This is a genomic window from Methylobacterium sp. J-088, from assembly GCF_022829295.1.
Taxonomy (GTDB): domain Bacteria; phylum Pseudomonadota; class Alphaproteobacteria; order Rhizobiales; family Beijerinckiaceae; genus Methylobacterium.
The window spans coordinates 1-11,723 of the sequence record NZ_JAKSYH010000184.1 but is presented as its reverse complement, the minus strand read 5'-3'; the positions used below and the strand labels follow the sequence as shown (position 1 = coordinate 11,723).

Below are 11,723 nucleotides of genomic sequence, written 5' to 3'. Positions count from 1 at the left end.
TGATCGAGGTGCAGGCCGCCATCAAACGCTTCATCGCCGAGAGTAACGGCAATCCGAAGCCCTTCGTCTGGACCGCCGACCCGGATCGCATCATCCAGGCCGCAAAGCGCGGGCACCAAGTGTTAGACTCGCACCACTAGGACTGTGGTGGGGTCATAGGCGCCTGTGCGCCATTTCTGGCGTGGGCCCGGCCGCTGGTAGCGAAACGCCACAGCGTTGCGGATCCCTATATAAAAAGAGTTCTTATAGGGATCCGCAACGCTGTGACTCCTGGTGGCCGCGCGGCGGTGGGCCCAGTTCCGGGCGGCCTGTCCAGTTCCCCAAAGATCCGGCCAGGCCATGGCCATGTCGTCTCCGCTGTCGAGCACCACGCCATCGGCCAGCATCTCGAACTCCTCTCCTGGGGGGCTCCAATTCGTTACTTCATCGACCGTCAGAGGCAGGCAGACGTTGGCCAGCACGTCGATCGATAGAGGGGTCTCGGGTGTGCGGTTGACCCCACGGGCGCGGCCGATCGCTTGAAGCATCTCGCCCTCGCAGATCTGCCAGCGGCAGGCCTCAGCAACCGGGTCGGGGTGGGCGTCGCACTCGATACCGGCGGGACGTCCATCGCGGGTGCGCAGGCCTCGCACCACCTTGCCGTACCATTCACCCTTGGGGACTATCGTCGCCTCGCGGGCGGTCAGCGCGCCAGCAAGCGCCTCGACGGCGGCGGGTGACGGGATGGTGCGGCCGACGACCATCAAGCCCCGCACATCGCGGTAACGGTCCAGGCCGGCGACGTTGTTGAAGTGCTCGACCGCGACGCCTTCGGGCAGGCCGGACCCACGAAGCCAGTCCGCGGCCGCCTTTTGCGCGATCACCAAGAGCGGGGCGCGGTCGTTCTGGATAAAGCGGGCGAGCACCGCGCGGCGGACCGCACGCAGGTTGCGGTTGTCGGTCTCGCCCTCTGCCGGCCTCAGCTTATGAGAGGCCACGGGCGCGCCGAGAACCTGCCGCACGTGGACGTGGGGCATCGCTGCCTCGACGGGGGCCGGGATCTCCACCTGCTCGAAGAACGCCCGCAGGATTTCGGGGGCGGGCAGGGTAGCGTCGAGGATCATCGTCGGCGCGCGCCATGCCTTGGCGATGGTTTTTAACCCGCGGGCCTTCGCCACGAGGACGTGGCCCTCGTCGTCCTCATCTCGGCGTTCGATGTAGAGGCGGCCCGAGACTTCGATCTCCTCGTCGTAGAGGATGCCGCGGGCGGCGTTCCACATCGACGTGTAGGATCGGACATGCTTGGCGTGGCGCGCTGCCTCAGCGGCGCGGCGGCGTTCCGCTTTCGGCATGCCAGGATAGACGGGCGCGCGCTCCTTCAGCTTCCACTCGGCGTTGATGGCGTTGGTGCATATCTCGCTGGTTAGGCCGGCGCGCAGCAGGTGCTCACGCCGAACCCCACCGGGGCCATCGCTGCCATCCTGGGCAAGAAGCGCGCGGGCGAGCTGGCCGCGGAAGTGCTCGATGTCGTTCTGTAGGCCGTCCTCCCGTGCCTTCCCGAGAGGGAGATGCGCACGGATTTCATCGAGGGTCAGGCCGTGTTTCGGAATGCGCAGGCCCGATTGCCAGAACCCCTCATCGACGACGACCATCTCAATGTCGCCGAGGGCAGGCTGGGCCTTGAACAGCATCTGGTGCGCGACGATCCAGACATCCGGCTTGCGCTTCTTCTGGGCTTGGTAGGCGCATGTGTGGAAGTGCGCGCACACCTGCTCGGGCATACCCTTCGGCTTATGGCGGCAGCACGCGGCCTCGACAGGCTCGCCGAGTGCCAAGGCGATCTCCACCGCCTCCAGGTCGTCGCACATCGCCTGCCCGGAGCGATCTGGGTCTGGTGCTTGCCGTCCGCGAAACACTCGGGCCGTGACGCCGTGCTCGATGAACTGCCGCTCGATCTCCGCGCCGAGCCGGTGCGTTGGCACCGCATACAAGATCCCCTTTGTGGCTTGCACGGTGCCGCGGCGGGAGAGGATGTGCGCAGCCAGGGCTTTAGCCGTCGCGCTCGTCTTGCCTACGCCAGTCGTGACGGCGAGCCCATGCACTGGCGGCTCGGCCTCATCGTCGCCGGACAGGCGGTAGGCGGTGGCGGCGTCAATGAACCTCTGCACCGCCGCAGCGACCGCGCGGCGAGCGTCCTCGATGGGGTTTGACGCGTCTTCGTAGGCGGGGCGCTCGGCGGCCTGCCGGATCTCCTCAGCCTTCTGGGAAACCTTCTCCCAAGCGCGATCAATCTCGGGGCGCAAGCGGTCGTAGGGTTCGAGGTACTTGCCGGCGCATCCGTCAGGATGGCGGCGCAGTACCTCGTCCAGATCGTCGGGCGACAAGCCGTCTGCGTAGGCGGCTTTCACCGCATCAAAGAAGCGTTCCGAGCGGTCGGGGGCGCCCGTCTCAGCCGCGATGGCTTCGGCAGCGGTGCTGGTGCGGCCTGTGGGCCCGGTCTCGCCGGCTGTGGTCCCGGTGGGGCGAGTTGGCCGTTCGGGCTCTGGGAAAGCGGCGCGCAGCTCGGAGGTCGTCCAGACCTTGCCGTCGAGCCGCACTATCCCGGTCTGCGTAGCGATCCGACCGCGGGCGAGCTTGCGCTTGCCGGGGAAATTCGGGGTGCCAGGGATGCGATAGGGCTGTGTCAGAACCCCAGAGGCCGCGTCCGCTCCTGCCTGAGCCCGGATCGCGGCGCCGAGGGCCTTGGCTTGAGCCGCCGGCACGGCGCGGTCGAGCAAGAGCCAATGGTGGAAGTTGCCCGGTGATGTCTCAACGACGAGAGACGGCTCGACCGCGAGATGCCCGGCCCGTCCCTTATCGGCGTCGGCGTCGTTGACCAGCCCGAACACGCCCACCGTGTCCGCGATTGATCCGCGCTTGGCGGCGTTCTTCGCGACGGTGCGGGCCTCGATGTAGACGTTGTTGCCGGCGTTGGCCTGCCGCACAGCCTCGTCCGCCATCAGGTCGACTTCGCCGATGGCGAAGCGGAACGGCAGGGTGTCCTCAGTCGCCGGGTGAATGCGCACGAGCTGCAGCATCCCCGGCTGATGGATGCCCGCGAAAGCGGCCGCGGCGTGGGCGTGAATGCGCTCCACAAAGGTACGCACCACGGCCCGATCGGCGACGAGGGGAGCCTGCGCGTTCAAGCGGCGTCGGGCTCCTGGTTCTGGCCTGCGAGCGGACCGCCCGGCAGGCGTATCGCGGCCTGTAGGCGAGCTTCCTTCTCGGCGACCCAGGGGCATGCCTTTGAATGGCGCTCCCACAGGAAGCGGCCCAGGTCGTCGCTGGTCTCGTTGCCGTCCTCATCGGGTGGCCCCGGAACGAAGATCCGCATCCGGACGCCGGGCGCGAAGTTCTTGACCACCGTGAACGCTGAGAACTCGGTGGTGATAACGAGCTGATCGTCTAGCGCCGTCTCCCATTGCCCCATCTCGGCGCGGCTCATGCGCCGAACGCGGTAGACCCGATTGGGGCGGCGTTCGAAAAACTTCCGGTCCGCCTCGACCGTCGTCTCGTTGTCGGCGATGTGGCGCGCCATTGCGCGCCGCTGCTGGCGGGTGATGGGCTTCGTCACTGCGCGGTCTCCTTCACGGAGACGAGGATCATCTGCGCTTTGGGCGCCTCGGCTTTCGCCAGGGCGTGCCATTGCAACTCGAACTCGGGCCGAGTCTCGATGATCGTCCCGTTCACACCGAGGCCAGCGGCGGCGAGGGCAGGCGTGGCGTAGGCCAGCACCTGAGGCTCGGCCGCGACAATCGAGATGAACCGGGACGCAGCGAGCAGTCGCCGGATCGATTTCCGGTGGAAGCCTGCCGGTCCCATGGCGGTGTCCAGATCGTCGCCGATGATGGAGACTAGGGGCCGCCCCTTCGGGATCTCGAACCGGCCGATCTGCTGCGGAATGTTCATCCAGGCGCAGCCGCTGTCGCGCACGACGAGAAGGATCGGACGGAGGTGATCCGGCGCGGTCGCGAGGTATCGGTCGATCCGGGCGCGTGAGATGTCGCTGGCGACGTGCATCATCGGCCGTCCCCGTTCTGTTGAGCGGGGCGCAGCGCCTGGGCAGTCGACGCCGCCGATGCGAGGGCCTTCGCCGCGCAGTTGAGCGAGTAGGCGGCGCCGCGGGCGTCTCGGATCAGGGCGAACTCAGCCGCGTTGCGGGCGTAGGCTTCTGCGATGCTCGCGGCCTCGGCCACGGCATCGAAGGTGAGTGCGGCGGTGGGGGAGATGGCGGCGGGCGCTCCCATCAGCGGGCCTCCCGAACTTGCGGGCCGATGCCGGCTAGGCCGCTAAGAACCGCGGCGACGGGAAGGGACACGCCCCACTTCTGGGCGATGTGCTGCTCTGCGCGGGCCTGTAGCGCGGCTGCGTCTGGGATGGCCTCTGTGGGCCGAATAGCGATGGGTCGGGAGTTGGTTTTGGGCTTCACGATTGGCTCCTCTGAGTAGGGAGCCGGTCCGGAAATCCTTGAGACTGCGCGTCGGGTGGTATATCTACGCCGTTGCTGATGCGTCGTAGAGAACACCCGCCGTCGGTCCTGATCTCAGGGCCGGCGGTTTTCGTTATGCGGCGATGGCGTCAGGCTTCATGCCGAGGATCCGACGGCCCTCATGCGGCGGGATCAGTCGCGTCCGCCCGATCTTCACGGCTTCGACTTCGCCCCGCTCGATCGCCTTGTAGAAGGCCGCAGGGCTCATCCCGGACAGCTTGGCGACATCCGCCGCCTTCACGTTGAGGCCGTCCGTCAGCCTCTTTCTGATGACCTCAATGCTTGGCACTTCCGGCCTCCGTACTGCGTCAGACGTGATTGCGTTGGATCCAACGCACTGCAGACGTTAAAGTGCAGCAACGGCGGGCGCAAGAGGGTTGCGTCGGATCCCACGCATCCGATATGCAAAAGGCCCGAACGATACGGAGTGCCGGTTATGGCGATCAAAGCCGCTGAGCGAGAGAACAAGCGTTCGCCGCTGAACATGCGGACGACGGCTAAGCTGCGCGATGCTCTTGAGAACGAGGCTTCCAAGGCAGATCGATCCCTTGCCCAAGAAGTCGAGCATAGATTAGAGAAGAGCTTCCAAGAGGATGACCTGCTCGCAGTATTTGTTGGGAACAGAACGCATGTTCAGCTGTTAGTTAGAGTACTTTCAGCAACGATCAGGCGTATTGAAGATTTTAGAGGCGATAGGTACGTTGATAGCTATGCCACGGCATGGCATGTTCAAAATGGCATCAATACTGTATTGGAAACTTTATTAGGGCCTGATTTTGGAGAGCCAAAACCTGATGAGGGCGGCGAGTGGACAGAAGATCAGAAGAAAAAGCTGATTGGCTTAGCTCCTCGAATTGCAATAGAAACACTTAAAGATTTTGGGTTGGTCACTTCATTTCCAACAAATATTAAGACTACAGAGAAAGCAGTTCACGCCTATCGCGCAGCAAAATCGCAGAAGCGACCCGACACTGAATAAATGACAATATGTCGCGCCTTTTAAAAAGAGACGGACTGCATTAGCCGCTCAGACAAGAGTCAGCGCCACAATTCAACGTCTTACGTTCTGCTCAGCCTCCTCTACTCTGTCGAGTAGCAACGGAGGCAGCCCATGCGCCCGCTCGTCTATTCCGATACGATCACGATCCGCACGGATGCGGATCTGCGCCGCGCGATCGACGCCGCGGCTGAGCGCGAAGGCGCGTCTGCCAGTGAGTGGGTGCGGCGCGCGCTCGGGTCCATCGTCCGCTCTGACGATCCGCCCCCGGCCGGGCCCGCTGCTCCGGCGGCTATGCGAGCGGCTGCCTGACGGATGGTCGACCTTGCGCAAACCGATGTCGCACAGGACGCTTCGGGGCAGGCCCTATCGCCGCTCCAGGCCAAGGCAGAAGCCTACCGCTTCGCCCTGGCGGGCACGCTGCGCTCGCTCGCGGCAGTCAGCAACGCCACGGCCACGAACCTCGAAACTCACGGCCATCTCGCTGAGGTCATGGCCCTGATCGCGACCCTCGATCGCCTTCGGGCGCAGACCGGCGATCAGTTCGAGTGCTTCGGTGCCGCCCTCGGCTCCTGCGGGAGCGCGTGACCGTGCTTTGCTTCGCCCTCATCCGCTTCTCGAACCTGTAGGCGCTTGCCCATGTCCGGCGGTCTCTCCTTCGGCATGTTGCCGACCTTCGCGGATCTCGACCCGGCCGCGCAAGCTGCCGTGATGCAGCGGCTCCAGGCGCAGTTCGGCGGCGAGCAGCCCGCCGCGCCCCAGACCCCGGGCAGTCTTCTCGGCCAAGTCGACCCGCAGAACACGGGCGCTATCCCGACGCAGAGTGCCCCGCCGTTCTCAATGAACGAGGCCCAGACGCAGCGGCTGGAGCGCCAGCAGGCCGGGCCGCAGGATCGCGCCGCGCTCGGATCCGTACCGGGTTCGCCGGATCAGCTTCTGTACGATCGCGGCGGTATGGGGGGCGGGCTCAACCCGTTCTCCGGCTCGGCCGACCCGATGGCCTCGCGGATGGTGCCAAGCCCGCCGCAACGGCTCTCGGACGCGGATCTGCTGGCCCCGCCTATGCCGACCGCGACGGGCTCGGTGTCGGGCATGAACCCAGACGCGCCGCAGGGGCAGATCGTCGCCAGCAGCAAGGCAGTCCCCGGTCCGCTGCCGAACCAGCATCTGCCCGCGACCCCGGCTGATCGCGCCATGGAGCCGACCGGCGGTCCTCCTCTCGCGAATGCCTTCGACCCACTGACCGGACAAGTGACGGCGGGCCAGCCGCGTGCTCTTGGTGCTCCGCAGGGTGCCGTGTCGCCGGCCGGGGCCGCCGCTGCGACGGGGGCGTCCTCCGGGCTGGGTCAGGGCAGCGTCATGGAGAAATTCATCGGCGGCATCAACCACCCCGATTTTTCAAACTTGATGCTGAACCTCGGCATCGGCTTGATGAGCAATCGCGGCATCGGCCCAGGCGTCGCTGCCGGCCTCCAGGGCTACCAGCAGAGCCGTCTCGGCGATGTGAAGAACGCGCTGGAACAGTTGAAGCTGCAGCAGACCCTCCAAGGGCAGCAGGCGACCTATGGCTCATTGCGGAAGGCCGGGTTCTCGCACGAGCAAGCCACTGCCGGCATGTACAACCCGACCATGCTCTCGAACCTGCTGCAGCAGCAGAACCGAGCCCCGACTACCGTCGATCATGATGGCGTCCGGTATCTGGTGCCCCCGGGAGGCGGCAGCGACCCAAGCACATGGCAGCGGGTCGGCTCGGTCAACGGCCCCCAGCCAGGCTTCGAGGCGGACCCGAACACCCCCGGCGGGCAGCGTCCGATCGTCGGCAGCGTGGCCGATCCGAACTACAAGGCGACCGTGGCCGGTGCGGAGGCCAAGGCCAAAGACGAGGCCGTTGGCGACAAGCTGATGAACGTGCGCCCCGATGGTGTTGTGTTCGATCCCAACACGAGGCAGCCGGTCTACCAGGCCCCCGGCAACAAGCCTCAGGGCTTCGATACCGAGGACAAGCTGCGCACGGAGTTCTCGAAGCAGCTTGGCACCTTCTCTCAGGTCCACGATGGCTATGGCCGCGTCATCGCTGCAACGAAGCAGCGTGAAGGGAACCCGAATGCTGTTTCGCCTGCCTCCGACATCGGTCTCGTGTTCGGATTTATGAAAATGTTGGATCCGGGCTCGGTGGTTCGAGAGGGTGAGTACGCGACCGCCAAGAACGCGGCCGGTGTGCCCGAGCGGGTGCTGAACGCCTACAACAAGGCATTGAACGGCGAATTTCTGTCTACCGAGCAGCGCAAAGATTTCCTCGGACAGGCGGCAGAACTGTACGGCACGGCCCGAAAGACTGCTGATGGCGTTGCCGACCGCTATCGTGGTCTCGCCACGCAGTACGGAGTCAGCCCCGACCGCTCCGTCTACCTGCCGGAGATGCCGAGCCCGCCGAAGCTTGGGGTGTCGGCCTCGCAGACGACACCGGCTCCGGCCGCTCGCTACCAGCAACTTCGCCAAGGCGGCCTGTCCGCAGCCGACGCCCATGCTCGCATGCTGCAGGAGGGGTTCTGATGGCCGACATTGAGGCGTTCGACCCCGAGGCTTTTGCCGCGTTCAAGTCGCAGGCATCGGGCGCGCTGGCTGCCCCCGTTGAGGCGTTCGACCCCGATGCCTACGCGGCGTTCAAGGTCCAGCAGTCCCGCCCCGCACCAGAGCCGAGCCAGGCGCAGCAGGTCGCGGCGGCGAAGGCTGCCACGACCTCGCCGTACATCGAGGGCGGCTTGCCCGACATGCCGAGCAGCGAGGATCTGCACCGGCAGGGCGCGGGCGTACCGACCGGCCTGTACGCGGCGGCCAGCAACGCCATGGACAGCATTCCCGTGGTCGGCCCGATGCTGACGGGTGCTAGCGACCGCGTAGCCGCTGGTATCCGCTCGTATCGTGATGGGACGACCTACTCGGATGAGCTGAAGCGGATCCAGGATTACGACGCGGGCGCCAAGGCGGCGCATCCGGTCGCCAGCACGGTCGGTGGCGTGGCTGGCGGCATCGCGGGCACGGCCCCGATGATCATGGCGGCCCCGGCCTTGTTCGGCGCGGGGGAAGCGGCGCTGCCGGCGCGGATGCTAGCCTCAACTACGTCGGGCGGGGTTCTTGGCGGGGCGGATGCGGGGGTTCGAAACGGGGGAGATCTTCGCGAGATCGGCAAAGGCGCGGTTGTTGGCGGTGGACTAGGCTTCGGCGCTCCAGTGCTTGGCGCTGCCGTCGGCGCGGGTGTCCGGAAAGCTGGCGAGTTCGCGGCGGAACGCTTCGCTCCAACGGCTGGGTTCGGATCTGCCGCTGCGGGCAAGCTGGCCGACGACGTAGCCGCCTCAGAGGGTGCCGATGCAGTCCGTGCTCGTCTCGCGGATCTCGGCCAACCCGCCATGCTCATGGACACGTCGCCAGCCTTCACGGGCCGAGCGCAGGGCCTCGCGGTCGAACCCGCCACCCGCACGGCGATCGTGAGCCCGCTGGAGACCCGCGCGACCGGTGCGAACACTCGGATCCGTGGTGATGTGGACCAAGCGCTCGGCCCTGCCGCTGAACCCGCCATGGTAGAAGCTGCTCGGCAGCAGAGCTACGACGCCACGGTGCCGCCGCTCTACCGGCAGGCGACCGGCCAGCCTGTGCAGGTCGATACGAGCAACGTTCTCGGGATGGTGCGCGACCTGCGTAGCCAGGAGAAGGGGCCGGCGGCCGACGCACTCGATCGCGCCTGGAACCTGCTGCACCACGACGGCGACGTGCCCGGTGTCGGTCGCGCCATGATCCCCGACCGCCGCCCGGAGGCTCTGCACAACGCCAAGGAAGCGTTGGACGCCTCGATCGCGCAGGCTCAGGGGCAGATGGGCAGCGCGGCGGCCAGCACGGTCAACCGGCTTGGACAGGTCCGCGGCGCCCTGAACGATGCCCTTGAGGCGCAGGTGCCGGGGTATCGAGATGCGAACCAGACGGCGCAGCAGTACTTCGCGGGTCGGGACGCCTTCGCACGAGGGCAGACGCTGCTGAGCGGTGGACGTGACGCGATCCGGCCAGGGCAGCTCGCAGCCGATACCGCCGGCATGTCGCCCATGGAAATTTTCATGCAGCGCACGGGCCTGCGCTCGGAAGTCGACCGCCATCTCGGCACGACTCTCAATGATCGCGTGGCCCTGCAGCGCGACCTCATGGGCGAGGGCGATTTCAACCGGGCGCGCATGGCGACGGTGTTCGGCGAGGAGCCGACGCAGCGGCTCGCCAACACGGTCGGGCGGGAAGCGGCTTTCGACCGGACCTACAACGACGTGGTGCGCGGCAGCCAGACGGCCCAGCGCACCGCCTCGGCTAGGGACATCGCCCCACGGGAAGTGTCGGCGGGCTCGACCGACGTGTTGCCGGGTCTGGCGACGATCCTGGGCGGCGCGGATGCGGGAGCGAGCGCCCTGGCCACCAAGGCCGGCATGGGCGGCCTGAAGCTCGCCGCCAGCGCCGCCGGGCGGCAGGCGGACCTTGCCCGAAACGAGCAGCTTGCCCGAGCTGTGACGATGCAGGGTGGAGATGCCCTCGACGCGCTACTCGCGGCCATTGAGCGGCGCGGGAGGATGATGCAGCAGGTTGGGGCCTACGGCGGTGCGGCTCGTGTCGGTGCCCAGGCGGGAACGATCTCTCAGAGCGACCGAGCGCGGGGCTACCTGCCTTCCAGCCTGCCGGCGCTGCCCTTCTTCGGGCGATGACCCCGCCACGCGAAGAACCCGGTCGTCATGAAAACTGCTGCCACGATCGCCAACATAGCGACATCGCCAATGCGGTCAGCAACCCAGTCGACTGCGTGCGGTACACTCGCGTTCAAAGCCCAGGACAGCACTGCCATGGCGGCCGTGAACAACACGAGGGTGGTCAGGATCTCAGCCGTGCGGCGCATGCCTGAGAATGTGGCCCCGACCCGGCATTCTGTCGATAGCCACCAAACTCGTCAAAATTGGCCCAGGACGGGCGCTGATCCGAAGCCGCAGATAGACACCCGAAATCGCCTGATACCCGTCAGCGGCCCGGATTTCGCAACCATGGGGCATTCCGCATGTCGCTAGGCTTCGGCTCCCTGCCATCGTTCGCAAGCGGCGACGACCAGAACCCGTTGAGCCCTGCCTTGCAGCAGTATCTGCAACAGCAGGCGCAGCAGCAGGCTCAGGCGCCGACCATGGCGTCTCAGGACGTGCCCGCGACCACGCCCCCTGGCTTCACCGGCTACCAGCCCCAGACCCCGCCGACCGGGGCGCCGACGCCCGTCGTGCAGCCCGGCGCACAGGGCCTCGCCTCCGCAGCCATGGGCGCCCTAGGCCCGTCGAGCGCGCAGGCGGCGACTATGGATCCGGGCGACATCCGCGGCCGGTTCATCGGCACCTTGCAGCAGGGCGGCCTCACGAACCCAAACGGCCTCGGCGCAGTCGCCGCCTATGCGCAGCACGAAAGCCGCTACAGCCCCGGCAACATCATCGGCTCGTGGTCCGACCCGTCCGAGAGCGGGCAGGCGGGTCAGTCCGGCGGCATCCTGTCGTGGCGGGCAGATCGCCTCGCCAACATGAAGGCTTTCACGCAGGGTGCGGCCGACCCAGTGACGGCGCAGGCGAACTTTCTCCTCCAGGAGAACCCGCAACTCACGCAGGCTCTGCAGAACGCCCAGAGCCCCAGCGAGGCGCACCGCCTGATGGCGGATGCGTGGAAGTTCGCGGGCTACGATCGCCCTGGCGGGGAGAACGCAGCGCGGTTGGCGACGACCCAAGCCTACGCCAACAGCTTTGGCGGCGGTGGACAGGCTCTGCCGGCCATGGCGTCCGGATCTTCGTCGCAGATGTCGCCGGGCATCTCCCGTCCTGCCGGGGCCTCGATGGGCTCGACGGCACAACAGGGCGGGTTTGGCCTCGGGGGCATCGTCGGCCAGGGGGCTGCCGTGCCGGGTCAGGCCTCGCCGACACCCGATGTCGCAATCCTGTCGGGGCAGCCGCTGTCCGTCACCGGTGCGCCGGATCCGCAGCCGAGCAATCAGTACGCCCAGATCTCGAACGCCCTGAAGAGCATCGCGGGCGCTCAGCAGAAACAGGCGCAGGGCGGCGGTGGAGCTATGAGGGCGCCGGAGGTCGGTGGCCGGCCGATCTCGCTGCAGCAGGCGCGGGCCATGTTCGACCCGGGCCGATTTTACGGGATGCTGCGCGGTGCGGG

The 11,723-nt window shown here is 66.8% G+C and carries 11 protein-coding genes and 1 pseudogene; 7 read left to right on the top strand and 5 right to left on the bottom strand.

Annotated elements, in window-relative coordinates; all coding sequences use genetic code 11:
- Positions 1–140, top strand: a pseudogene (locus MKK63_RS21085) (IS630 family transposase); the annotation flags it as partial.
- On the opposite strand, the gene MKK63_RS21080 reads toward MKK63_RS21085, so the two are convergent.
- The 5 genes from MKK63_RS21080 to MKK63_RS21060 all read right to left on the bottom strand — a co-directional run bounded on the left by MKK63_RS21080 (position 123) and on the right by MKK63_RS21060 (position 4,796).
- Positions 123–3,164 (bottom strand): DNA-primase RepB domain-containing protein, encoded by a 3,042-nt coding sequence (locus tag MKK63_RS21080; protein WP_244005266.1) that lies wholly within the window; start codon positions 3,162–3,164, stop codon positions 123–125. The pseudogene MKK63_RS21085 and the gene MKK63_RS21080 overlap by 18 nt on opposite strands.
- Entirely contained in the window at positions 3,161–3,592 is a 432-nt protein-coding gene (locus MKK63_RS21075; protein WP_244005264.1) for a hypothetical protein, read from the bottom strand. Before MKK63_RS21075 ends, MKK63_RS21080 begins: the two co-directional genes overlap by 4 nt.
- Positions 3,589–4,041 (bottom strand): hypothetical protein, encoded by a 453-nt coding sequence (locus tag MKK63_RS21070; protein ID WP_244005262.1) that lies wholly within the window; start codon positions 4,039–4,041, stop codon positions 3,589–3,591. Before MKK63_RS21070 ends, MKK63_RS21075 begins: the two co-directional genes overlap by 4 nt.
- Positions 4,038–4,265 (bottom strand): hypothetical protein, encoded by a 228-nt coding sequence (locus tag MKK63_RS21065; protein ID WP_244005260.1) that lies wholly within the window; start codon positions 4,263–4,265, stop codon positions 4,038–4,040. The genes MKK63_RS21070 and MKK63_RS21065 overlap by 4 nt, the downstream gene beginning before the upstream one ends.
- Before the next feature lie 315 nt (positions 4,266–4,580).
- Positions 4,581–4,796: a helix-turn-helix domain-containing protein gene (locus MKK63_RS21060; protein ID WP_244005258.1), complete on the bottom strand. Its 216-nt coding sequence runs from the start codon at positions 4,794–4,796 to the stop codon at positions 4,581–4,583.
- 147 nt (positions 4,797–4,943) lie between these two features.
- Here MKK63_RS21060 and MKK63_RS21055 point away from each other — a divergent pair, with 147 nt between their 5' ends.
- From MKK63_RS21055 to MKK63_RS21030, 6 genes are all read left to right on the top strand, one after another.
- A complete protein-coding gene (locus MKK63_RS21055) occupies positions 4,944–5,486 on the top strand; it encodes a hypothetical protein (protein WP_244005256.1) in 543 nt (180 codons plus the stop codon).
- A gap of 132 nt (positions 5,487–5,618) precedes the next feature.
- The gene (locus MKK63_RS21050) at positions 5,619–5,816 is read left to right on the top strand and encodes a ribbon-helix-helix protein, CopG family (protein ID WP_244005254.1); all 198 of its coding nucleotides are present in this window, start codon (positions 5,619–5,621) and stop codon (positions 5,814–5,816) included.
- A 3-nt stretch (positions 5,817–5,819) separates the two neighbouring features.
- Positions 5,820–6,092 carry a hypothetical protein gene (locus tag MKK63_RS21045; RefSeq protein WP_244005252.1) on the top strand — a complete coding sequence of 91 codons (273 nt, stop codon included), beginning with the start codon at positions 5,820–5,822 and terminating at the stop codon, positions 6,090–6,092.
- Positions 6,093–6,143: 51 nt separating this feature from the next.
- The gene (locus MKK63_RS21040) at positions 6,144–8,057 is read left to right on the top strand and encodes a hypothetical protein (RefSeq protein WP_244005250.1); all 1,914 of its coding nucleotides are present in this window, start codon (positions 6,144–6,146) and stop codon (positions 8,055–8,057) included.
- Positions 8,057–10,240: a hypothetical protein gene (locus tag MKK63_RS21035; protein WP_244005248.1), complete on the top strand. Its 2,184-nt coding sequence runs from the start codon at positions 8,057–8,059 to the stop codon at positions 10,238–10,240. Before MKK63_RS21040 ends, MKK63_RS21035 begins: the two co-directional genes overlap by 1 nt.
- 401 nt (positions 10,241–10,641) lie before the next feature.
- The coding region (locus MKK63_RS21030) for a hypothetical protein (RefSeq protein ID WP_244005246.1) at positions 10,642–11,723 on the top strand (1,082 nt) is incomplete at its 3' end.